The organism is Brevundimonas nasdae, assembly GCF_019395145.1.
Lineage (GTDB): Bacteria > Pseudomonadota > Alphaproteobacteria > Caulobacterales > Caulobacteraceae > Brevundimonas > Brevundimonas nasdae.
In genome coordinates, this window is record NZ_CP080034.1 from 628,597 (window position 1) to 650,468 (window position 21,872).

Below are 21,872 nucleotides of genomic sequence, written 5' to 3' on the forward strand. Positions count from 1 at the left end.
TTTCTCACTCACCGGACGGCAGACCTGTCGCCCAGCAGCACGGGAACAGTGACCAGGATCACCCACAGGTCCAGCCAGAAGGACTGGCGCTCGATATAGTCGATATCCAGCTGCACGCGGCGGCGGACCTCCTGCTCGGTGTTCACCGGACCGCGCGAGCCCTTGATGGCCGCCCAGCCGGTCATGCCCGGCTTGATGCGGTGGCGGTGGGCATATTCTGCGACCAGACGGGCGGATTCGGTGTCACCGGTCTTCATGCCGATGGCGTGAGGGCGGGGACCGACCAAGGACATCTCGCCGGTCAGGATGTTGAAGAGCTGCGGCAGTTCATCAAGGCTGGTCGCGCGGATGAAGCGGCCGACGCGGGTGACGCGGCAGTCGTTGGCGCTGACCTGTCTGCTGGCGGTGGCGTCGGCGTCGGCGTGGCGCATGGAACGGAACTTCCACACCACGATCTCTTCGTGATTGAAGCCATGGCGCCGCTGGCGGAAGAAGATGGGACCGGGACTGTCCAGGCGGATGGCCAGGGCGACCATAGCCATCACGGGCGTCGCCAAGATCAGGGCGACCAGGCCGACGACGACATCCAGCATACGCTTGTTGAAGGCCTTGCGGTCGGCGTGGGCCGGCCCGCCCAGCGGCGCCAGCGGGGCCGAAGCCAGACGATCCAGGGCCGCGTCGACGCACCCGCCCTCGACCAGAACGGTCAGGGGGTTCGGCAGGCCTTCCAGCCGTCGCGTCAGTTCACGCACCCGTTCTCCGCCCTTGGCGTCGATAGCCAGGACGATGCGGTCCACATAGGGCGTCATTCGGTGGCTCATCAGGGCGTTCGCATCCCCCAGAACCGGCACGCCGCCGATGTTTTCGGGAGAACGCTCCAGCCGGTCGTCGAATACGCCCAGCACATTCAGGTCGCGGCGCTCCAGCGCGCGCTGGATCAGGACCTCGGCGTTCCGGGTGGCGCCGACGATGACGATATTGGGCGACAGGACGCCCTGCCTGCGCCAGCGTGTGACGATGGCCAGCCAGAGGCTATGGAGCAGCAACAGCGTCGCCGTCGTCGCCAGAATGAAGACCTCAGCGATCGCCCGGCCCTCATGCCCGACGATCAAACTGACGATGAAGGCCGCACCCGCCGCCGCCAGCGACAGTCCGACGATGGACGCCAGATGGGCCAGAGGCCTGCGGCTTCGCCGGAAGCCATAGAGGTTCAACCCGCGCATCAAGCCCAGAATGACTACGCCCGCCGCCAGTCCAGGCGCGATCAGCGAGACGGTCAGGGCCCCCAGACCGTTCGGTGCAGCGGCCCAGGCGACGGCCAGCCCTATGATCAGGACGGCCAGAACGTCGGCGGCGCGGAAATAATGGGCTGCCAGACGCACGCCCGAACGCTGGCGCGCGCTCAGCCAGACCTCGGTCCTGAACGGCCCGCGCGCGGCGCGCCTGGCCGCCCGGTCTGTGGGCGCGGGCAGCGGATCCGCTAAATGAGAGGCGCAGTCGGTCATGTCGATCCGTGGTTGGCGAACGCCGACATTCACCACGACTTGCCTCTATGTCGCGTTAACATGAGGACTTTCGTTCGAAGCGGATTGCGCGACGCAGCGACCTCCGCTATCGACGCCTTCGCTGGAGACGTGGCCGAGTGGCTGAAGGCAACGGTTTGCTAAATCGTCGTACCCTGTAAGGGGTACCGAGGGTTCGAATCCCTCCGTCTCCGCCAGCACCCCGTCCGTAGGGGTCCATAGCAATCCACAGACAATCCGCTGAAGCCCTTCCAATCAGGGCTTTTCGTCCGTCGTAGTCCACATCAGTCCGCCGCAAGCCAGCGCCCCATATTAGGGCGCAACTTAGGGCGGGCTTAGGGTGGCGTCCGATCCAGTCGCTGCCCTATGTTCTCGTTCCGTTCACGGAGGCCGAGTTGGCGCGAACTACAAACAGACTCACAGCACGGGGCGTCATGGCCTTGAAGGAGCCAGGCCTATTTGCGGATGGGTCTGGCCTCTATCTGCGCGTTGATCAAACCGGCGCGCGTCGTTGGGTCTGGATTTTTCACTATCACAAGAAGCGGCGCGAGATGGGCCTCGGCAGTCTGGAGGTCGTCGGCCTTGCAGATGCTCGAGCAGCCGCAGATGTCGCCCGTCGCATCTTGGCTGATGGTCGTGATCCTATTGAAGAGCGGCGTCTGGCGCTGATGCCTTCAACGTCCCGTTTATTCTCAGCCGTTGCCAGTGACCTGATGGACGCCCTCGAGCCGAGCTGGAAGTCCCCGAAACAGAGGGGGCAATGGGAAGCATCGCTGATGCAGCACGCCGGTCAGATATGGAAAGCCGATGTTTCGGCTGTCGACACGGCAATGGTCTTGGAGGCGTTGAAACCGGTCGTCGTTCGATGCCGACGCTTTCCGCCAGTGGTTCATGGCCAACGCCTAGGTGCAGGCCGAACCGACTCCACAAACTGGCGCGACCATGAAACAATCACGACGTGTCGAGATGAGGCGTTCAGCCATCAGCGGGGGCGGGCTTGAATGAGCGGTGAACTGGAACGGTTGATCTATGCCAGCCAGGCCACACGGGACTATCCCAGCCTGGAGGCGATAGCAGGGATCGTCGAAGTGTCGGACCGCAACAACCGTCAGAACGGGGTGACCGGCGCTCTCGTGCTCGCCGACGGTGTCTTCCTTCAGGTGTTGGAGGGCGCCGCGCCGGATATCGAACTGACCCTATCACGACTGCTCCGCGACCCTCGGCATACGGACCTGCAGGTTCTCCAGAGACACCCGGTCGGATTCCGCCAGTTTGAAGGCTGGGGCTTGGTCGGCGCCGCGTTAGAACCGACACGTCAAAGCGTCATGGACGAACTGATCGGCTTCGCCCAGGCCGATCCTGACTACGTCGTTGACCGCGTCCGGACCCTGGTCGCGGATCAGGCCTCGCGAGATGCGGGCGGTTAGATCGACGGGGTCGTATCGCCCGGCATCGCCTCGGAGCGCAAACTCCGAGGCTTTGATCCATCAAGCACTGTGTGGTTCGGATTCGCCGTCACGCGGCTTTGGTGCGCGTGCCGTGAATGGAAGCCGCCGCCTTAATCCGCTGATCTGCATCCTGTTGCCGGAGCCAATAACCGATCCGGTTCACAGCTACGATATCCAGGCCGTCGCATCTGGCGCCTGCTTGAAGATTGAATGCGACCTCTTCGAGCATGATGGCCGCTTCTTCCCAATGACGTGGGGTGTGCCGAAGCACGATCTTTTCGAACTCGTCCGTATCCTGCGCTTCTTCTTCGGGAAGAAGTCTCGTCTCGCGAATGAACTCTACAGCTTCATCAAAGCCGATCTTCCGCGCCATATTTCCCTCCATAGGCTGGCACGTTAAGGCTGAGCTTGCTTCGTTAACTACGTCTGAATTCTGAATAAGTAGAACTACGGGCCTACGCGATGTTTCGCTGCGCAACTTTGCCGCACAAGAATGGCGTCCAGAAGGGGAGAACGGCCTGGCCTTCATTTTGGAGGGAAGTCAGGCCGTTCTTAAGCGCCGGAGCCACAAGAGGTTCGGCACTTGCCCCGCGCCCCCGAAGTAGCGCGGCGAAACCGTTATAGGGTTTTCCTATACAGTAAAGGTTGATTGCGAATAATTGTCCGCGCGGGGTGTAAATTAATGCAACGAGGGGTCTGCTTTAATTTTACTAAAAATCTCGTGAAATAGACTTAAACTATTGATTTTATGTCTCTGTTTATACGGAGCAGCGGCGCGGCCTAAGTCAAACTGACTAGGCCCTTTGAATGGCAAAAGGCCCGCCACCACGAAGGATGACGGGCCTAAAAAATGATGGGGTGGGCAGTTACTGGTTTATGAGCGCATCACGCTGCAGACAGTCTTGGAATGCAATGAGCGCCGCATTCATGCAGTTGCCGCCTTCGCTACCGCCCGTGCAATTCGATCGCGCGGCCTCATATTGTTGCATGCAGAGGAATGGACTGGCGTTGGCGGCGGGGACGCCAACGAGCATTGAGCCGGCCAGCGAGCCTGCGATGATGAGTTTCTTGATCATGTGGTTTCCTCCTGGGAGTTGAGCCTCCCTGGAGTGATTGAGACATCCGGCAATACGTTCGCGCAATCCTTGATTGGCGCACATTCTTTTGATGGTTGCTTGCTGTGGCAAAAGGCCGCGCTCCTGAACAGAGCTGCCTCGATTGCGGAGCCTGAGGCTCGACGCTGGGTATGGGATTTCTACAGGTCCAGCCCTAACCCGGCCACAGCTTGCGCCACCACGGTCGCTCTATCTGTCGGACGGCCTTCGCGTCCCGCGCCTCGCATGAGGTCACGATCTCCACCACGTCCGACGTGCGGCCGTTGGCACGGGCAAGCTGACCGGTCTGCTCGATGCCGAACACCTGCCAGTCGGCCTCAACGGCATCGCTCGACGGCAGGGCGGCGGACGGAACAGGCTCACTCCACCCGCGTGGGATCAGCGAGGAGCAACCGACAGTCGGGGCCAGCACTTGGGTTGATCCGGCACACGCCCCTACGAGCGGCAAGATTAGCAGCAGAGCGATCAGGGGCTTGGCGAACATCGGCGGTTCCTTCCTTCACGGCGTTAGAGATTTGGTCGTTGCGAGCGTCTGAGCGGTCACGGACGGCGCTGGCGTCCTGCGCGGCCCCTGTGCGCCCTTCGGCTAGGGTTTGGCCTGCACGGGCTTCCTGACGGCCCTGTGCGCCCCTGTATGAGCAAAAGGCTCCGAACAGCAGGAAGGCGGCGAGGACGGCGACGATCAGCCAGGCGGTCGGGGTGAGGGCGCGGATCAGGTTCATGCGATCACCACGTCCAGAGCCTTGCGGATATCGACCATGCGGACGTTGCGGAAGTCGGGCTGATAAGACGGCTTCCGAACCGAATAGACTTTGGCCAAGCCCTTCGCGGACCACTTACCGCTGAAGAACAGGTCGCGCTCTGCGGTGCGCCGCCCGATGATCTCAGGCGGGTTGCGCCAGTTCATGATCTCGGTGCGCGCCGTGGCGACCTTGCCAGCCTTCCACGACTTGACCCACTCGGCCCGACCGATCGCGCCGGTGTTGTAGTGGAAAGACAGGGCCGCCGCGAACTGCGCCTCCGTCAAGGTCGCGCCCTTGAAAGCTGCGACGACGGCTGGGACGTACTTCTCCGTCAGCAGCCAGACGAAGATCTCCAACGCCCGTTCCAGCGTGGCGGGCTTGTCGAGATAGCGGGGATGCACCTGATGGCCGCTGGCATTGGTCACGCCGACGCCCCAGGTCCAGACGTCGGCCGAGTCCTTGTAGGCCTCCAGCACGATAGCCTCGTGCTCGATCAGCTCCAGCGCAACACGCGCCGTGACCTTCGCCCACGCGGGCGTGCTGGCGGATTTGATGTCCGTCATCGTCAGTCTCCAGATTGTGAGATTAAAAGTCGGAGTTGCTAAGAGCGGCGCTTTCGGCAACTCTCACGTGTCGATGCGCTGCTACCCCGCACGACACGACGGCCCGCTCCTACCCCCCAACGGTTCAGCGGGCCGTCACCCTGAGTCAGCGCAGCGATTCTATTTCCGGTTGCTGTCGCGCAATCACTGAGAGGTTACTGGCCAGAACCAGATCAGCCTCCGATTGTGGGGCGGCCTTCGGGAGGAAGGCTAAAAGGAGTATAAGCACGTGGCTAAACTTGCACCCATCGCCTTGGCTGCAGCTCTGCTGACTTCGTCTGCGGTTGGCGGCTCAGCACTGTTTCCTACCGCCGCCGTCGCCCAGGAGCAGCCCTGGATGACCATCACCTACGTCCGCAATGGTCTTCCGGTCGGTAATACGCAGGTCTTCTGTGAAAGCCCGGCGATCACGTGGGGCGACACCACCAACTACGACTACATCCACTACGCCTACCACTTCATGTGCCCCTGACCATGACCGTGGCGGTCCGCACAACTCGTATCGTGCGGACCGTCGCAATCTTGACGGAAGAGGAACTTCCCATGGCTGATGATCGCACGCCGGTTAAGCGCTGGCCGCCCGCCGTTCGGCTTGCAGTTGCGGTCGGGATCAGTGCGGGGCTTTGGGTCGGGACCGTGGGGCTGGTCTATCTCGTCACAAGGCTGGCGACTTAAACGGCAAGGTCCGCTCTAGGACGAGGCGTCAACTTCGCAAATCGACCCGTTGCGGACGGTCACAACTTCAGATTCGCTGAGCTAGAATATTGATTTCTCGAAATCGAAGCAGCGTTCCCAAAAGCGAGACGAGTGGCAGCGCCGCTAGGCCGACAAAATATAGAGACGTGGCAATCGCTGTTCCGCCCCAGCCAAATCGGCCATCTGCTATCGGCGCGGCCAACATCAGCGCACCCGCCAAAAATAGAACGATCAACAGAGCAATCGACGGCCCCGTCACCTTAGAAAGTTCAGCCTTCTGACGCTCCGTAGCGGCTTTCCTTTCGGCTCTCGTAATACTGAGAAGGTCGATAAACCCAGATTTCAGAAGCAGAATAAGGCCGAGAACGAAAGCGCTGACCGGGATGACGAGGGCGTAGATGGCGACAGGTGGATAAGCCCCAACTGGCGCCAGCCGCCAAAAAATCGCACCGGCGATCATGACCAAGGCAATGCCGCCGATAACAGCTGCCCGCCGCCGTCTCTCTGTCTTCATGGGGTGTGGCGCCCAAGCCTTCCGTTCAATCTAGCCGGATTATGCCCCTACCAATGTCTGCCTTCCACCCTTAGCAGCCATTCCTGACGTCTGTTTGCGAACCGGGTTCGTCAGTCGCCGGTTTCGACTGTCAGTCCAGCGGGGCCGGCCTTTGCCTCGACGCGCTTCAGCCCGCCCGACGCCAACCGAAACACGACCACGCCCAGGATGGCGATCAGCGCTAGGCCAATCCCGGCAAGGGCCTCGACCCGCCGCTCCGCCACCACCTCGGGCCAGATCGGCAGCCCCAGCCAGCGCCAGGCGGGCGAGCCCCCGATCAGCATGATGATCCACGCCACCATCAAGGACAGGGCCGGGCCTGCCAGCGCCAGCGCCCAGACGGCCCAGGGGGCAGGGCGTGCGACCACAGTCGCAGCCTCAGGCGTATCCGGCCCCTTGGTCGCGGCGGCGACGGCGTTCATGGCTTCTGTGGCGGCAGGGTCAGTCACTTCGATCTCCAATGCGCACGCGGGCCTCGATCACGGCCTTTAGCTGCCGGATCTCGCCCTCCTGCTGGACAGTCTTCTCGTTGGCGGCGTCGCGCTCGCTGCGCAGGCGAACGACGTCGCGGTGAGCGATGTCGAGCTGGACCTTATGGTCCGCGATCAGACGGTCCTTGACCGCTTCACGGGCCACGGCGGCCCGCACCTCGGCCTCGGCCTCCGCCACGCGCTGACGAAACTCGTTCAAGGTGTCCTGCATCCGCTCGATCTCTTCGCGCAGCGAGGCGGTCGTTCCGGTGAAGGCGCTGGCGATGGAGGCGATGACCGCCGCTTCGCCCGTCGCTTCGTCCTTGGCGGCCGAGGCTGCGATAGCGCGGCGTGATGGCCGTTGGATCAGGGCGGACAACACTCCGCCCAGGCCCAACGCGCCGAGCAAGGCGATGATGCCCTCCCGCGTGAGCAGGGAGGTCGTTACTTCGTCAGGCATCCGCCCCTCCGAATGTCAGGCCGTGGTGGAACAGCCGTGTGGGCGGCTATGAAGTGTCAGGCTTCAGCAGGATCTGATGGCGCGGGCTGCAGGGTCGAAACCCGCGCTTGAGCCGAAGCAAGACCGGTTTCGAAAGATGTGACGATGCGCTGAAGCATCTGTTTCGTGCCCTCCGCGCCTTGAGTGCCGAGTGGTCTTGGCAAGTCGTCCACGCTGGCCAGGACAGCGGCTTTGAGAGCTGAAAGAAATCCCTGCGCCGCCTCGGTTGTCAGCAGGTCGACCGCTATCTGGGCGGATGGAAGGCGCGCGGCCTTGGCCTGGGCGGCGGCCTCAGACATCAGAGCCTCGGCTGCGGCCAGTTTTTCTGCGTCGGTCATTCTATCGGCCCTCAGTGCTTGCTGGCGCCAGGGCGACCGCCCGAGCCGCCACGAGTTTGGGTCGAACGGTTGCGCCCCAGACGCCAGGCCAAAAGGCCGATGATCGCCGCAAGAACGACGAGCGAAACCAGGATTTCCATTTCAGTCTCCAGTCTAAGTTGGTGAGTTGTCGAGAAGGATCGCGTTCACCACGACAGTCTGGGACTGACCGGAACCAAGATCAGTGACGCGACAGGCGAATGCGGCGCGCTTGGTCTGGCCAGCAGTGACGGAGCCGCTGAACCTCGTGGCGGCGCTGGTCGGCGCGGTGACCGTCATGAGATCGCCGGACAGGAAGTACCAGTTGTAGGTGACCGGTCCTGACGCGTTGACGACCGAGATCGTGATTATGTTGGTCTGGACGTTTCCCGGTCCAGTGCGTCCCCCGGCAACGCCGTTTTGATCCGGCGTCGCGCCAAAAACCTTGGCGATAGTGTTGTCGAAAACATACGGCGCATTGGACATCCGACCCTGAAGGCCGTTCGACGTTGTCATGGCGCCAAGGGCGATGGAGGCCGGACCCCACCACTCCAGAAGGTTGTTCGCTGCACCAAAAGCGGCGCCCAGACCCAGGACGCGAACATGATCCCCTACAACCGTTTGGAGCGTGTCGGTCGCATCGTCGAAGACCGTGTTGTCTCCAAAATAGATCTGCTCGGCGCCGAACGCGATGTAACCGCCAAGCGTCGAAGAAACCGCCTCAATGATCGCCGGGCGTCCACCCGCAGCCTCCGCCTTTACTCTCCAAGCAGCGATTGCCTGCTGGTTCTCCAGATCGATGATGGCGAGGGACTGCTCGGTGACAGAGGCCGACAGGGCGCGAGTCGAGGCGTCGTCTGACCAGGTGGTGCAGACCGGTCCAGGCTCCAGCTTCAGGCGACGCCAGCCCGCATAGCCGCCGGGCGAGAAGGACGCTCCGGAATAATCGATATTGACGACGCCGCGCACGGTTCCAGTCGGGGTGACGAAGTTCTCCGACGTGAGCCTGACGTAGCCGCTTGACACCGAAGCCGAGACGCCATGCGTGGTGAGACTATTTCCAGCTGCGTCTTCGTAGGTCACATAGGCGCGGACTGAGCCCGCTGTGATCAGGTAGGCCGAGAGTTCGGCTTGGAAACTGTAGGGGGCATTCGCGTCGATGTTGAACCGGACGGTTTGATACCGGCCCCCGGTAAGGCCCGAAGCACCAGAATCGAATGATAGACCAAAGGTCGGACTGGCGCCGCTGTTGGGGTAGGCCTCTGGTGTTGATGCGTTCCAGCAGCGACGTGGTGGTGTCGTATTCGATGGTGCCAGCGGTATCGTCCGTCGTGATGGTGACGATCGACGTGCGCGGCGCGGCGCGGTGCAAGCAGGAGATACGGCCCTGACGCTCGGCGTAGATCGCGCCGCTGGCCTGAAGGAAGCTGTCCAGCACCGACGCTTTGGATTGGTCCGCGTCCGGCCATGCCGCGCAGGCCCAGCGGTTCTCATCGAACACGTTGGCGGCTTCGACATAGGCGGCGAAGTCGATGCCCTCGGGGCTGGCGCCGATGCCGCCCACCTTCATGGAGGCGTAGGGCGCGCCCGCCGCACCTGGGGTCAGGCCCTCCCAGCGGCCGATTGCCCAGTTCAGGCCATGGATTGGCCCATTGGTCGAATAGACCCACGTCGCCGGGTTGTTCAGACGGCATGATCCGGAGCCGCCCGGATAGGTGCTGTCGTACCGGGGATCGTAGCAGTACAGGCCCTCGATCGTATTGATCGGGGTCGGCACCTTGCCGCCATAGGCAGATCGCTTGGAGTTCTCCGACAGGGTGTAGACGAACGCCGCCTTGCCGCTCAGTCGATAGCTGCTCCCCCAGCCAGGGAGAGTGGCGCCGTTCTTGAGCCCAGACGGTGACGACAGGGCCGAAGTCTCGGGCTGACGCCCCATCTGGCGGCTGAGCCACATGACGTTGGCGTACTGCGTCGAGTTGGCTTTTCCGCTGCCGTCGAACGAGACGGGCTGGTCGTCTGCCCTGAAACCCACCCATGACCGGATCGGGCCAGAGGAGCCCATGACGCCGACGAACGACACGAACATCTTGTCGGGGCCGTAGGTGGCGTTGTGGATGATGTTGCCCGCACCGCCGACCCGTCCGAACGGGAACCGATTTGGAGCGTTGGGGTCCGCATTCCACTCAATGGCCGTGCTGGACGACTTCACCTCTGGCTGGAGAACGCCGAAGGCCGCATTGGCCAACATGCCCGCGCCAATCACGTTGACGGTGTTGAACGCAGCCACAGCCAGCGGCCCAGCAGCCACGACTGCGCTGGTCACCGTCGTGATGGCGGTGACGACCAGAGGGACGATCTGAGGCATGGCTAGTCTTCAATCTCGTCTTCGGGGCTGACGAAGCGCGGGCCTGCGTAGGCGTCGCCGATGACCCGCCAGGCGGCGATGTAGGCCGATGGATCGTCAACCCGGCAGATCGCGCCGACGCCGTCGACGAAACCGATCACCCGGCCATTGTCGAAGGCGACCGTCAGCGCGCACCCGAATGCGTTGTCGTCCTCAGTCTTCAGGGCGATGATGTCGCCTGGGCGCGCTGCCGCTGGCGGGACGCGCTCAAACCCAGCGGCATCAACGGCATCCATCAGGGTCTTGAAGCCCAGTTTGCGCATGGCTTTCAGGCCGGCAGCCTCGGTCGAGTATCGCAGGCCCTTGGTCAGGCTGACGCGGCGGCCCAGCTTGTGCGCTGAGTGGCCGGCAAGCTTGATGCAGTCGCGGTTGGCCCTGGGATCGTAGGGCTTCCCGACAAAGCGGTCCCGGCACGCTGCAACAGCTGCAGCGCGGCGCTCTCCAACGGTCATCTTCATGTCAGGTGCGCCATTCCATGGTGCGGGTCGCCTGGACGGCATTGGCGACGTTGGCGTAGCCATTTTCGCCGGGCCAGACGCGGATGTGTGCGGCGTGGTTCTGTCGGTAGTCGGCGTTCGCTTCCTTCTGGAGCGCGCCGTCCGTGATCAGTTGCATGGTCATGCTGAACTGCGTCCCGGCACTGACGGCGGGCTGATCGACCTTGCCCGTGAACTCCAGCTTGGGAGCCCCGACGAGCCAGCCGGTCGCGCGATCAATTGCGCCCGACCAGATCTGGACCTTGGAGCCTTGGATCAACGGTGAGCCAAGGATTGCCGTCGCGGCTGGGTCTTTCGGCAGGATCGTCAGGCTAGGGCGGGTGGTCTGGTCGCCCATGCCATTGGTCAGCCCTCCGACTGATGACAGTAGGCCGTAGGTCGGATGCTCGCCCCAATAGACCTCAACCCCAGACCCGGAGTCGTATGGCGCAATTCCACCGTCCGTCCAGCAGATCGGGCCAGTCGGCGCGGCGATGCGGACCAGGATGCAACGGAGCGAGACAGCCTTGCGGCGTTCGGCGCTGAGGGCAGCGTCCATGCAGCCTCCATGAAAAAGGCCCGCCGAAGCGAGCCGTTCGAATTCTGTTCAGGGTGACGAACCGTAGCGCTCGGTGCATGGCTGCAACTGACGGTCGTTCTTGCCGTGAGGGGGAAGAGATGAAGTTTGGAGTGCGCAAGCCAAGCCTGCGGAAGAGCTTCGCCGCGAGGACGTCTGTAAAGCGGATGGTCCGCCACAACCTGGGCCTTAAAGCGCCGCGTGGCGCCGGATGGGTCACCAACCCTAAGCGTGCCGCATATAATCGGGTCTATAGCCGCTCAACCGTCAGCATCTGGACGCTGCTGGCTAAGCTGCTGAAGTAGCCTCAGCCGCGCTCTTCGATCACGAAAGACGGCTGGCAATAGCCATTGTCGTCCAGCTTGAAGGCGTCGTCGCTGAAGGTGGCGAACCCCTCGATTTCGGGCTCGGCAATCAGAACCACGTCGTTGTCGGCATGGAGAGTGCGGATCACCACCTCCAGCCTAACCGAGACCTGACCCGACGCATTGGCTGTGGCCTGGGCCTCGACGCCGTAGAGCCATTTCCGGCCAGACGTGACGATGGTGATCATCTGGCCTTTGCGCAGAACATAGCTGGGCGTCAGGCCTTTCAGGTTCAGGGTGTCGCCCAGTTGGCTGCCGCCATTGATGCGGGGCGATCCCGGCGTACCGGCGCCAACGCCGGGCTGGGGAACCTTCATCACGACAGTGTCGCCAGAGCTCATCAGGGATCGCCATTCCCGCGCGTCGTCGTGAGGCAGCGGCGGCAGCGTGAATTCGACGGCGTAGTGGTCGCCCTTGCGCCGGTTCTTCTGCCGGTTGCCGCCAATCAGGCTCGTCACATCATTGCTCAGGGCGACGACGCGGGGAGGGGTATAGGGCGCGCACGGCTCGGGGGAGGAGGGGAGTTGGATCGGCATCAGACCATTGCCCTCCGGTTACCGAGTTGCTGGTTCTTCAAGGTGTCCATCACGTCGCGCTTCGTCCCGGCAGCAGCGGCGGCGACCATGGGGGCGGCGACACCAACGGCTTCCTGCTGAACCCGCGCCTTGAACATCGAGTCGTTCAGTTCGATCTGGACCTTGACCTGAGTGGCCACCGCCTGCGCCGCACTGGCGCGGGCCTGATCGGCGGTCTCGGCGTAGCCCTGCACGGCGTTGACGGACTGATCGAGGTTGTCGTTGGCAGGACTGTAGCCCCCACCGCCGCCGCCCTTACCTTTGAGGCCCAGCGAAGCGAGAACCGCCACCATCGCCGCGACGGCCGGGAAGCCAAACGGCCCAAGGGCTGCGAACATCTTGGCGGCGCCTTCCGCCAGGTAGGCTCCGGCCCTGATGCCGCTCGTCGCCAGCGTTGAGCCGGTTTCAGAGGCGTTCAATGCCATCGCCTGAATGGCCATTGCGAACTGGAAGATGCGGTAGCCCTGCTCAGCGGCGCGCAGCAGTTCATAGCCGTCAGAGCCTTCGCGGAAGAAGGTCTTCGCCGCTCCGGCCATATCTCCATACGACTGGATCTGAGCCTGAGCCGCGTCACGGGCGAATGCAGCGATGCGCTCCTGATCGATACCGCCCTTGCCCACTGATAGGCGGTAGTCATCCTCCGCGCGCTTGATGTCTTCCAGTCGGGCTTGATAGCCGGTCAGGCTGTTGAGCACGCCGCCCAACGCCGCTCCACGCTGCCCGAAGGCTTCACCCATGCCTTGGGCCGCCGAGCGCATGTGATCGTCCAACTGGCGCGCCAGATCGACGGCCTTGGCCAGTTCCAGGTTGTAGGCATTCTGACCGTGGGCGAGGTCCACACCAGCGGCAGCAAGGTCTTTGGCCAGGGCAATAGCCTTGGCGTATTGCGCATCCTCCGGGGAGACGCCCTGACGGTTCAGTTCCTGTCGGCGGGCCAACTCTGCCATTGCGATGGCGCGGTCACGATCCGGCATCCTGACCATGCCGACTTGAGACTGTATGAAGGCGAGTTGGTCACGCTCCTGATCATTCTGTGCGATCAGGCGGGCAGCCCGGGCGGCGGCATTGTCGCGCTCGCGCGCCTCCTTAAGCCCGTCGATGATGCCTGTCAGGCGCAGCTTAGCGTCGCCCTCGATCAGGTTGGCGTAGGCCAGGAGTGGACGAAGTTCGGCTTCGATCTCCAACTGTTCGTTGGCGCGCTCGGAGGTGAGCGTTCCAGAGGCGACCAGAGCGTTCATGCGCTCTCGGCCCTCTGCGGTCTTTTTCAGATCAGCAACTGTGCGCGCCGCTTCGGCTCCCGCCTTCGATGCGTTCACCTGAAGCTGTGCCGCCACGAAAGCGTCGATGTCTCCCTGGCGCTTCACCGCACGGCCGACGATCTCGGCGCGAGCAGCGGCCTTCAGTCCAGCTTCATCCGACACGCCGTAGGCCGCCGCCAGATCGCGATTGGCCTGAGCTGTCAGCCGCATGGCCTCCAACTCTCGACCGATAGACGCTTCGCGGTTCGCCGCCGTGTTGTTGGTCCTCGGTTTGCGGGCTCCGTCGCGGCCGGCGGTCTCGTCGATCTGCTTCAACTGGACCTGGGCGGCCCTCAGCGCGGCGGCAAGTTGGGCGTCTGTCTGTCCAGTCGGGTTGGCAGCCTTCTGGGCATTGATGGCCTGCTGAATGGTGCTGATCTGGCCAAGCACGGTCGCGCGCCGACGCTCCCAAGGCATGAGGGCTTCGGCGGCGGCACGCCCGTCGCGCATGAGGCGATTGTACTCTTCTTGGTCAGCCCTTGCCTTGGCTTGTGCTTGACTGGTCGCGAGCTCAGCTCGGTCGGCTTCGAAACGAGGGTTGTAGCCAAACTGCGACCACATGGCGCCACGCTGGACGCGCCTCTCAAGGCTCTGGTCAGCATTGAAGAAATCACCAACGCCCTTACCGAACGCACCCCAGACGTTATTCCAAGTCGCGCCGGCTTCCTTAAGGGCCTTGTCGAAGGCGTTGATCTTGTCGGCAGCGCCAGAAAACGATCCCCCCACCGCATCCACGACGATCTTCTGGTACTCATGGAGGCGGTTTTGCTCGAGAAGCATCTTCAGGTGCTCGCGGGTTCTGTCATCCAAAACGCCGAGACGTCCCTCGAGGAGGGTGCCCGTCCACCCAGCCCCAGCAATGACCTGGCGGCGTTCATGCCGTTGGTGCTCAGGTTATCCACGCTGGCGCTGCCGGTCGCGACGTCGCTCCCCATGCGGCCCATCGCGGCGCCCAGGTCTTTTGCGTGCTTCACCAGCTCGCCGTGCGACTTGGTGAGCTTTTGAATTTCGGCCTCCATGTCGCGGGTGGCCGAGGTTGAACGCTTCTGGCTTGCGCTCAGGCTATCGACGGCCTTCTCGGCCCGCTCAGACTTGTTGGTCACATCGTCAAGCTGACGGTTCGCGGCTTCCGCGCCCTCAGTCTTAAAGATCATGCCCAAGACGGCCAGGTCGCCCATGGTGACCTCCAAAGAAAAAGGCCCGCCGAAGCGAGCCTTTAGTGAGTGTTCGTCGAAAGATTATTTCTGACTGGATGGTTTGTCGTAACTGACGCGCCCCTCCAGGAAGAACTCTAAAAGTCGTTTTCCTCTGCGGAAAACAGACAAGGTTACCTTTGCTGCAATTAAAGCGTTGCCGGCAGACATCTTGAGGATGCCCTCGTATGGGTAGGCGCGCTGCCAGACCGCAGCGTGCGACAGGCCCTCGTGATCGTCGGTCCGCCACCTGGCGACGAACCGCTGCATGGCATATTCCCGCGTGGGCGATACGCTATCGACTGCAGGCGCGCCCGGCGATGCGAACCCACGATCATGAGGGTATCGTCGTGGCTGGCGGCTTTCGCGTGTGTCGATCACTCCAGCCTTTGGAGCTGTCCAATGACCGACCCTATGGAACTGGTTGAGCGGCTGGAGAAGGACGTGCCGATCAATCTCGATTGGCCTGCTGCTGCTCGACTTGAGATCATCAAGGCAAATGTCGAGCGGTCAGAAGCCGCCGCCCGCATCCGCGAGTTGGTGGAGTGGCGGCCGATTGAAACATTCGACGGGTGCGGACAAGCCAGACCGGCGATTGTCGCCGTGCCGACGAAAGAAGGCGCATGGATCGTCGGCGAGGCCTGGCTTCGCGCGGAGGAAGAGGGCGCGACCTACGACAATGGTTGGTGGTGGGCTGGGACCGGGCCGGACGACTATCATGATAGCCCGATTTACGAGATGAGCCACCACAGGGGCGGACCCACCCACTGGCTCCCGCTCCCGTCCCCTCCCGCTGACAGAGGAGGGGTGTAGGATGGCCCGATACGCAGCAGACACGACCGTCAGCCAAGACCGCAGCCGGAACGAGATCGAGGCCACGCTGAAGCGCTACGGCGCCACCTCGTTCATGTATGCGACCGAGGAACAGGCCGCCATGATCGGGTTTCGGATCAGCGACCGCCTAGTGAAGTTCGTCTTGCCGATGCCAGACCCCAAGGCGCGTGAGTTCACGCATACGCCTGCAAAGGGACAGGTCCGCAGCCAGGCCGAGGCTACGAAGGCGTGGGAGCAGGCCGGACGCCAACGTTGGCGCGCGCTTGCTCTTGTGATCAAGGCGAAGCTGGAAGCCGTCGCGGCGGGCATTACGACCATCGAAGACGAGTTCCTGGCGCACACCGTCCTGCCTGACGGTTCGACTGTGGGCCAGTTCATGCAGCCCCAGCTCGCGATAGCCTATGAGCGCGGATCTATGCCGACGACCCTCATGCTCGCCAACCCAGACAGGAGCGAGCGATGATCTCCACCGTACTGATCTGCGTGACCCTCGCGATGTCAGATGGAGACAGTGGACGGTGCGTGACCTCGGACGGTGAGCGCCATCGCGTCCGTCTGGCAGGAATCGACGCCGGTGAGGTCGCGCCTTTCACCCGGTGCCGCCAGCGCCCCAACGTCTGGGCCTGCTCGCCGGTCGCCCGCGCGTCGGCGGATCAGGCAACCCAGCGCGCCCGCCGTCTCGCCGCCAACGGCGCCCGGTGCACCGTGACCTCGACCGATCGATACCGGCGCAACGTCGCGGTCTGCACGGTCAACGGTCGTGACCTGGGCCGAACCCTTGTGCGTGAAGGCCTGGCCATCAGCGAAACCAACTTCGGCGATCCTTACCGACGTGAAGAAGATCTGGCGCGTCGAGAGAGAAGGGGTGTTTGGGAATGAGCGCGGCGAACGACAACAAGCTGGCCTTCTCGGTGAAGGAGGCCGGGGAAGCGTTGGGCGTTGGGCGCTCGACCATCTTCGAGCTGCTGGCAGATGGCCGTCTTACACGAGTGAAGATCGGCGCGAAAACGGTTATCCCCAGATCATCTTTGCTGGCTCTGCTGGGTGAAACGCCTGACGCGGCTTAGGGCGCGGCTTAGGGCGGGCTTCGAAATCGGGGAGCAAAGCTATGCGTGGCGGAAAGGTTTGGCGGCCTCCGTCTCCGCCATTTTCCTGAAAATCTGTAGAAAAGACGGCTTGAGGTTGTGCTTCAGGTCGGGAACACGCCCAGGCGTGACGCGCCGCTGAATGCCGCTGGCGGGGGTACGGCCAGAATCATGCATGTGCGGCGCACGCGTTGGGGATCGCGGCGTAAACCGCGCCTTGAGTCCGTTTTGTTCAATACGCCGCTTACCGAACGCACGATCCTTGTTCTTTTCAGGGATCGTGGGGTGAGGCGTGATGCGGACGGTGGTGGGTTTATTGGGACTGGGCGCGGCGCTGGCGGCCTGTTCAGCATCGAGCGGTGATGCGTCATTGCGGGTGGCGTCGGTCGAGGAGGCCGCCGCCAGCATCGCTGGCCTGCCGCCGCCGACCTATTCGGTCAATGGACGCGAGGTGGTTGTGCGGCTGCCGTATCGGACGCGCGACGGCTATCTGTGGGTCGACGCCGACCCCAACGCCATGACCGGCCCCTTCATGTTCACGAACCTGGATGTCGAACCCAGAGGCGGGCCGGGCGGGACGGACGTGGCGGTCTTCACCTATTTGGCCGAAGGCCCGGGCCGGGCGACGCTGAGGTTCGCGCTGACGCCGGTCGCCAAGGGACCTGCGCCCGAACTGGTGCGGCGGGGGGATGTCGCCGCGCGATATGAAGCTGCGGTTACGGTGAACTGAAATGGCGCAGAGGTTCAAAACCGTACGTGCTGATGTCGCCCGTGCCTGGCTGGCGGCGGTGGTCCTGTGCGCGGTCGGGCTGGCGAATTGTTCGCCGTCCAAACAGGGAGAGGCCCAGGCCTCCGAGTCGACCAAGCCGCCGTTGGTGGAGGTTGCTGCGGCGCCTGTGGTTCAGGAAGCGCCCATCGCCGCCTGGGGCAATGATGATCCTGACCATCCCCAGCCTGATCCCTCGCCGCTGGGTGATTTTGTCCTGTGGGAGGATCGCGAAGGCGGGCGTGTCTGTCCTGTCGAACTGGAGAATGCGCGCACGATCGGGGGCTACAGTTTTGTCTATGACGAGGAGTGCCTGGACCGGCTGGGCATTGCAGATCCCTATGCCTGGTTCGCGGCGGATGATGGATCCATTGTTCTGATTGATGTCACGCGCCACGTCCTGCTGCGACTGACCCGGCACCGCAAGGACGAATATTACGCCGAGCGCCAGGCGATGGGATTGAGGCTGGAGAACCTCAACCTCACACGACCCTGAGGTCCGAAGGCGGGTGCAAAAAAGCCGCGCACCGGGGTGCGCGGCTTCCTGTGTTCTGTGGTGTCTTCAGCGACGGGGGCGGATCAGCTGGATGCTGTCGTCTCCGTCGCCAGCCCAGCCGGATTTGACGGCGGCGTAGACGTTGCCGCGGCCGTCGGCGGCGACGTGGTTGGCGGTCGGCGGGGCGGGCAGGTTGGCGACGATGCGGCCGTCGACGTCGACGACGGTGATGGTGCCGGCGCCGAAGTTGCTGACATAGGCGCGGCGGGCGACAGGCTCGAACGCGACGTTCAGGGCACCTGCGCCGACCGGCGTGTCGGCGATGACCGAGCCGTCCGCGCCGTTCAGAATCACCAGATTGTCGGTGCCCTGGGCGGCGGCGAAGATGCGGTTGGTGACAGGATCATGGGCCACACCGATCACGCCGCGCGCGCCCGCGACCTTGAAGACGTTCTCGACGGCGTCGGTCTGGGTGTTGATGACCGCGATCTCATTGGTCGAGTTCGAGGCCACGTACAGGCGGCGCGCCTGGGCGTCATAGGACAGGCTGGCGGCCGAGAAGGTTTCGCCGCGCACGGTCGAATCGATCTTGATGCGCTTGGACACCGCCAGGGCGTTGGTGTCGAAGACCACGATCTCGGGCTGGAAGGTGGCGCTGACATAGGCCTTGGACGCGGTCTCATCGATGACCACGTCGCGGGCGTGGTTGACCGTGCCCGGATCGAACTGGCGCACCAGCGACAGGTCGCTCTGGCGATAGACGGCGACCGTGTTCTGGCGGCTCTGGGTCACCCAGACGGTGTCGTGGGCGTCATCGACGCCGACGCCGTAAACCGCGAAGACGCCGCCGTCAGAGGTTTCACCCGCTGCATTGGTGCGGCCGGGCGCGGCGGCAGGCGTGATGCGGGCCTGCACCGCCAGGGTGTCGCCGTTCAGACGCAGCAACTCGGACTGACGCACAGGCGGGCGACCGACCGCCGAGGTGACGAAGACGGCGTTGCGCTTGGCGCTGTAGGCCGTCTGATACAGGCCGCGCGTCAGGCGCGAGTTGGTGATGCGGAAGTTGCTTTCGCCCGACAGCGGCACGTTGGGCGAAATCTTCAGATTGGCCAGCACAGCATTGTACGGCGCCTGCGACACCACCACGATCGGATGGTTTCCTGCGGCGGCGTCGGCGGGCAGGGTCAGGCGGGCCTCAAACCCACCCTCTGCATTGGCGACGATGGCGCCGGTCGACAGGGGCGTCTGGCCGTGCAGCAGGGTGACGGCTTGACCGGGACGGAAGCCCCGGCCTGTGGCGACGACCTGGCCGCCCGCCAGGACGGGCGCGCCGCGCTCGGCCGAGGCGAAGCTGACGGAGCCTTCCTGCAGGCGTTCCGGCGCGGTGAAGACCGATTGGGCCGCGGCGAGCGAGGGCAGGGCGACGGTCGACACCGCCAGAAGAGCGCCGAGGGCGACGCCGCGAAGGGAATTCTTGAGCATGGTCATGATCACGTCTTTCCAGATCAGAAGCGAGTGGTCAGGCCGACGAAGAAACGCCGACCGGGAGAATAGTAGCCGTCGCCCGAGGTGCCGCTGATCTTCTCGGCGAACAGGTTGGTGATGCCTGCGCGCAGGGTCACGGTGTCCGACGCCTCAAAGGCAGTGGTCAGGTCGAACTCGGTGTGGCTGTTGGTCAGGGTGGCACCGCCGCTGAGCTGTTCGCCGGTGTATTGGGCCGACAGCATCAAGCCGAGGCGCTCGGTCGCGCGCCAGTCCAGCGAGGCGAAGCCCGACCATTCCGGCGTGGTGATCAGGTTGGCGCCCGTATCCAGGTTCTTGGCCTCGATCATCCAGGTTGCGTTGCCGCGCAGCGTCAGATCGTAAGGCAGGCTGGCCTGACCGGTCAGCTCCAGGCCCTTGGTGCGGGCGCGCTGGATGTTCTCGTTCTTGGTCCACCAGCGACCTTCGTAATAGCCGAGCGGGGCGTACTGGATCTTGTTGTCGAAGTCGGTGAGGAAATAGGTGGCGCCGAAACGGTAGTTGGCGCCGTCATACGAGAAGCCGACCTCGTAGCTGGTGCTCTCCTCGGGCTTCAGGTCCGGGTTGCCGGTCATCCAGCATGAGCCGGAGGTGTAGGTGATCGGCTTGCCGGCGCCGTCCAGCAGCGGATTGCCGTTCTTGTCCCGGGCCACCATGCCGATCAGACCACGGCAGCCGTTGCCGCCCGAGTTGGTGGCGGCACCTGCGCTGTTTTCCTTCAGCGACGGGGCGCGGAAGCCCTTGGAGACGCCCCCGCGAATGGTCCAGGTTTCGGCCGGGTGCCAGACCAGATAGGCGCGCGGGCTGAAATGCTCGCCATAGCGGTGGTGGCTGTCCAGGCGCGCGCCCAGGGTCAGAAGCAGGGTCTCGCGCAGGGTGATCTGGTCTTCGGCGAAGATGGCTGCGGTGTCGCCCTTCAACGTCGCGCCGCTGACGACATTGCCGTTGAAGTCGACGGGGACCGTGCCGACGGTGTCGGTGTTGGTCAGCTGTTCTTCACGGTACTGGCCGCCGAGGGCGAACTTGTGCCGCCAGATGAAGTTCTTCTCGAAATTCAGCAGGCCGTCGACGATCCATTCCTCGAACTCGCCCGCGCCGCCGTATGCCCCCATCGCCTTGTTGGTGAAGGCGTTGCGATAGATATCCAGGCGCGTGTCGCCGAACGACCATTTGCCTTCATGGCTGGCGCGGAAGTTTGTGCGTTCTGTCTTGGAGCCGAAGGCGCCTTGCGGGACCAGGACGCCGTTGCGGTCTGGCACCAGGGTCTTGGGCGCAAGCGGCTCTTCAAGGCCGTAGCTGCCCTCGAACGAAAAGTTGTGGTTCTGGATCGGCGCCCAGTTCAGCACGCCGTTCAGGTTTTTGTTCACGACGCCGCCGGTGCCGTTGGAGCCGGAGATATTGACTTCATCGGCATTGGTGCGGGCGTAGGTGGCGCCCAGGCGCAGGCCCAGGGTGTCGGTGATCGGCCCGGCGACATTGACGCCCAGCTGATAGGCGTCGCCGCGCTGGCTGTCTTCGGCCCAGGTGTAGGAGGTGTTGGCTGAACCGCGCCACGTTGGGGCGATCTTGCGGGTGATGATGTTGATGACGCCGCCCATGGCGTCAGAACCGTAAAGGGATGACATCGGCCCGCGCACGACCTCGATCCGCTCGATCATGTCGGGCGAGATCCAGTTCAGATCCTGACGGCCCAGATCGGGGCGGTAGCTGATGTCGCGCGAATTGCCGACGCGGCGGCCGTCGACCAGCACCAGGGTGTAGTTGTCCGGCAGGCCGCGAATGGTGATCTTGGACATGGCGCCGGTCGGGCTGATGCCGCCGGTGACGCCGGGCAGGCGGCCCAGCAGTTCGGCCAGGCTCTGGACCGGCTGGCGCTCGATATCCTCGCGGGTGATGACGCTGATCGAAGCGGGGGCGTCGCGGACGTCGACGCCGGTGGCTGAGGCGGTCACGACGACGTCGTCCAGCCGGGCGACACGCGGGTCGGTTTGATCGTCGACGGACGCCAGGGCCGAGCCCGAGGCGAGAATGGTTGTGGTCATCAGGCACAGCCCGAGACCTCGCGAAACATAAGACATTGGCGCCCCCAAAGGCATTCGGAGAGGGACAGGCGTCGTCTTTGCGCGAGCGCCTGTGTGGGAAAGGAATCGGACTGCGGCGAGCAGTCGGCGCGGTTAATAATCATTCGCAATAAGCCATCAATGTCGCATTCGGCATTGGGCCTATTCGGAAAAATGCATGAGCGCTGGTTGGCGTGCCGAGCGCGGCCTTGTGTGC

30 protein-coding genes and 1 tRNA gene are annotated in these 21,872 nt (G+C 63.6%); 11 read left to right on the forward strand and 20 right to left on the reverse strand.

Translation table 11 applies throughout. The features are described 5' to 3' along the window. Positions 1–8: 8 nt before the first annotated feature. Positions 9–1,541: an exopolysaccharide biosynthesis polyprenyl glycosylphosphotransferase gene (locus KWG56_RS03105; protein WP_308384586.1), complete on the reverse strand. Its 1,533-nt coding sequence runs from the start codon at positions 1,539–1,541 to the stop codon at positions 9–11. 87 nt (positions 1,542–1,628) lie between these two features. On the opposite strand from KWG56_RS03105, the gene KWG56_RS03110 reads away from it, so the two are divergent. The 3 genes from KWG56_RS03110 to KWG56_RS03120 all read left to right on the forward strand — a co-directional run bounded on the left by KWG56_RS03110 (position 1,629) and on the right by KWG56_RS03120 (position 2,950). Further along, positions 1,629–1,720: transfer RNA gene (locus tag KWG56_RS03110), tRNA-Ser, on the forward strand. Between the two features lie 198 nt (positions 1,721–1,918). Then, on the forward strand, positions 1,919–2,524 hold the full coding sequence (locus tag KWG56_RS03115) for a DUF4102 domain-containing protein (protein ID WP_280638393.1): 606 nt from the start codon (positions 1,919–1,921) through the stop codon (positions 2,522–2,524). Then, entirely contained in the window at positions 2,525–2,950 is a 426-nt protein-coding gene (locus KWG56_RS03120; RefSeq protein WP_219353673.1) for a BLUF domain-containing protein, read from the forward strand. A gap of 88 nt (positions 2,951–3,038) precedes the next feature. Here KWG56_RS03120 and KWG56_RS03125 read toward each other — a convergent pair whose 3' ends face one another. The 4 genes from KWG56_RS03125 to KWG56_RS03140 form a co-directional block, all read right to left on the reverse strand. Next, entirely contained in the window at positions 3,039–3,344 is a 306-nt protein-coding gene (locus KWG56_RS03125) for a hypothetical protein (protein WP_219353674.1), read from the reverse strand. A 493-nt stretch (positions 3,345–3,837) separates the two neighbouring features. Beyond that, positions 3,838–4,047 carry a hypothetical protein gene (locus KWG56_RS03130; protein WP_219353675.1) on the reverse strand — a complete coding sequence of 70 codons (210 nt, stop codon included), beginning with the start codon at positions 4,045–4,047 and terminating at the stop codon, positions 3,838–3,840. Between the two features lie 193 nt (positions 4,048–4,240). After that, positions 4,241–4,570, reverse strand: coding sequence for a hypothetical protein (locus KWG56_RS03135; protein ID WP_219353676.1), 330 nt, complete (start codon positions 4,568–4,570; stop codon positions 4,241–4,243). Between the two features lie 234 nt (positions 4,571–4,804). Then, positions 4,805–5,392: a lysozyme gene (locus tag KWG56_RS03140; protein ID WP_219353677.1), complete on the reverse strand. Its 588-nt coding sequence runs from the start codon at positions 5,390–5,392 to the stop codon at positions 4,805–4,807. A 268-nt stretch (positions 5,393–5,660) separates the two neighbouring features. On the opposite strand from KWG56_RS03140, the gene KWG56_RS03145 reads away from it, so the two are divergent. Both KWG56_RS03145 and KWG56_RS18885 read left to right on the forward strand, forming a co-directional pair. After that, positions 5,661–5,903, forward strand: a complete 243-nt coding sequence (locus KWG56_RS03145; RefSeq protein WP_219353678.1) for a hypothetical protein — start codon at positions 5,661–5,663, stop codon at positions 5,901–5,903. Between the two features lie 71 nt (positions 5,904–5,974). After that, complete coding sequence (locus tag KWG56_RS18885) at positions 5,975–6,106, forward strand: hypothetical protein (RefSeq protein WP_257903735.1); 132 nt, start codon at positions 5,975–5,977, stop codon at positions 6,104–6,106. A 67-nt stretch (positions 6,107–6,173) separates the two neighbouring features. Here KWG56_RS18885 and KWG56_RS03150 read toward each other — a convergent pair whose 3' ends face one another. From KWG56_RS03150 to KWG56_RS03205, 13 genes are all read right to left on the reverse strand, one after another. Continuing rightward, positions 6,174–6,641: a hypothetical protein gene (locus KWG56_RS03150; RefSeq protein ID WP_219353679.1), complete on the reverse strand. Its 468-nt coding sequence runs from the start codon at positions 6,639–6,641 to the stop codon at positions 6,174–6,176. Between the two features lie 110 nt (positions 6,642–6,751). Next, complete coding sequence (locus KWG56_RS03155; protein ID WP_219353680.1) at positions 6,752–7,129, reverse strand: hypothetical protein; 378 nt, start codon at positions 7,127–7,129, stop codon at positions 6,752–6,754. After that, positions 7,122–7,610 (reverse strand): hypothetical protein, encoded by a 489-nt coding sequence (locus KWG56_RS03160; RefSeq protein ID WP_219353681.1) that lies wholly within the window; start codon positions 7,608–7,610, stop codon positions 7,122–7,124. Before KWG56_RS03160 ends, KWG56_RS03155 begins: the two co-directional genes overlap by 8 nt. 56 nt (positions 7,611–7,666) lie before the next feature. Further along, positions 7,667–7,987, reverse strand: a complete 321-nt coding sequence (locus KWG56_RS03165) for a hypothetical protein (RefSeq protein ID WP_219353682.1) — start codon at positions 7,985–7,987, stop codon at positions 7,667–7,669. Positions 7,988–7,998: 11 nt separating this feature from the next. After that, positions 7,999–8,127, reverse strand: coding sequence for a hypothetical protein (locus KWG56_RS18890; RefSeq protein WP_257903736.1), 129 nt, complete (start codon positions 8,125–8,127; stop codon positions 7,999–8,001). A gap of 13 nt (positions 8,128–8,140) precedes the next feature. After that, entirely contained in the window at positions 8,141–9,031 is an 891-nt protein-coding gene (locus tag KWG56_RS03170) for a hypothetical protein (RefSeq protein ID WP_219373676.1), read from the reverse strand. Between the two features lie 28 nt (positions 9,032–9,059). Continuing rightward, on the reverse strand, positions 9,060–10,370 hold the full coding sequence (locus KWG56_RS03175; protein ID WP_219353684.1) for a hypothetical protein: 1,311 nt from the start codon (positions 10,368–10,370) through the stop codon (positions 9,060–9,062). Positions 10,371–10,372: 2 nt separating this feature from the next. Then, positions 10,373–10,867 (reverse strand): DUF6950 family protein, encoded by a 495-nt coding sequence (locus tag KWG56_RS03180; RefSeq protein WP_219353685.1) that lies wholly within the window; start codon positions 10,865–10,867, stop codon positions 10,373–10,375. 1 nt (position 10,868) lies between these two features. Beyond that, positions 10,869–11,444 (reverse strand): hypothetical protein, encoded by a 576-nt coding sequence (locus KWG56_RS03185; RefSeq protein ID WP_219353686.1) that lies wholly within the window; start codon positions 11,442–11,444, stop codon positions 10,869–10,871. 325 nt (positions 11,445–11,769) lie between these two features. Beyond that, a complete protein-coding gene (locus tag KWG56_RS03190; RefSeq protein ID WP_219353687.1) occupies positions 11,770–12,363 on the reverse strand; it encodes a hypothetical protein in 594 nt (197 codons plus the stop codon). Further along, positions 12,363–14,510, reverse strand: coding sequence for a hypothetical protein (locus KWG56_RS03195; RefSeq protein ID WP_219353688.1), 2,148 nt, complete (start codon positions 14,508–14,510; stop codon positions 12,363–12,365). The genes KWG56_RS03190 and KWG56_RS03195 overlap by 1 nt, the downstream gene beginning before the upstream one ends. Further along, a complete protein-coding gene (locus KWG56_RS03200; protein WP_219353689.1) occupies positions 14,483–14,878 on the reverse strand; it encodes a hypothetical protein in 396 nt (131 codons plus the stop codon). The genes KWG56_RS03195 and KWG56_RS03200 overlap by 28 nt, the downstream gene beginning before the upstream one ends. A gap of 60 nt (positions 14,879–14,938) precedes the next feature. After that, positions 14,939–15,163: a hypothetical protein gene (locus tag KWG56_RS03205; protein WP_219353690.1), complete on the reverse strand. Its 225-nt coding sequence runs from the start codon at positions 15,161–15,163 to the stop codon at positions 14,939–14,941. Positions 15,164–15,295: 132 nt separating this feature from the next. On the opposite strand from KWG56_RS03205, the gene KWG56_RS03210 reads away from it, so the two are divergent. The 6 genes from KWG56_RS03210 (at position 15,296) to KWG56_RS03235 (ending at position 18,074) form a co-directional block, all read left to right on the forward strand. Next, the gene (locus KWG56_RS03210; RefSeq protein WP_219353691.1) at positions 15,296–15,706 is read left to right on the forward strand and encodes a hypothetical protein; all 411 of its coding nucleotides are present in this window, start codon (positions 15,296–15,298) and stop codon (positions 15,704–15,706) included. 1 nt (position 15,707) lies between these two features. Further along, the gene (locus tag KWG56_RS03215; protein ID WP_244999614.1) at positions 15,708–16,190 is read left to right on the forward strand and encodes a hypothetical protein; all 483 of its coding nucleotides are present in this window, start codon (positions 15,708–15,710) and stop codon (positions 16,188–16,190) included. Continuing rightward, positions 16,187–16,606: a thermonuclease family protein gene (locus KWG56_RS03220; RefSeq protein WP_219353692.1), complete on the forward strand. Its 420-nt coding sequence runs from the start codon at positions 16,187–16,189 to the stop codon at positions 16,604–16,606. Before KWG56_RS03215 ends, KWG56_RS03220 begins: the two co-directional genes overlap by 4 nt. Further along, positions 16,603–16,794, forward strand: coding sequence for a helix-turn-helix domain-containing protein (locus tag KWG56_RS03225; RefSeq protein ID WP_219353693.1), 192 nt, complete (start codon positions 16,603–16,605; stop codon positions 16,792–16,794). The genes KWG56_RS03220 and KWG56_RS03225 overlap by 4 nt, the downstream gene beginning before the upstream one ends. Before the next feature lie 313 nt (positions 16,795–17,107). After that, a complete protein-coding gene (locus KWG56_RS03230) occupies positions 17,108–17,542 on the forward strand; it encodes a hypothetical protein (RefSeq protein ID WP_219373677.1) in 435 nt (144 codons plus the stop codon). 1 nt (position 17,543) lies between these two features. Further along, complete coding sequence (locus KWG56_RS03235) at positions 17,544–18,074, forward strand: AprI/Inh family metalloprotease inhibitor (protein WP_219353696.1); 531 nt, start codon at positions 17,544–17,546, stop codon at positions 18,072–18,074. Positions 18,075–18,140: 66 nt separating this feature from the next. Here KWG56_RS03235 and KWG56_RS03240 read toward each other — a convergent pair whose 3' ends face one another. Next, positions 18,141–19,562, reverse strand: coding sequence for a YncE family protein (locus KWG56_RS03240; protein ID WP_219353697.1), 1,422 nt, complete (start codon positions 19,560–19,562; stop codon positions 18,141–18,143). Between the two features lie 17 nt (positions 19,563–19,579). Further along, positions 19,580–21,637: a TonB-dependent receptor domain-containing protein gene (locus KWG56_RS03245; RefSeq protein ID WP_244999615.1), complete on the reverse strand. Its 2,058-nt coding sequence runs from the start codon at positions 21,635–21,637 to the stop codon at positions 19,580–19,582. Positions 21,638–21,872: the final 235 nt, after the last annotated feature.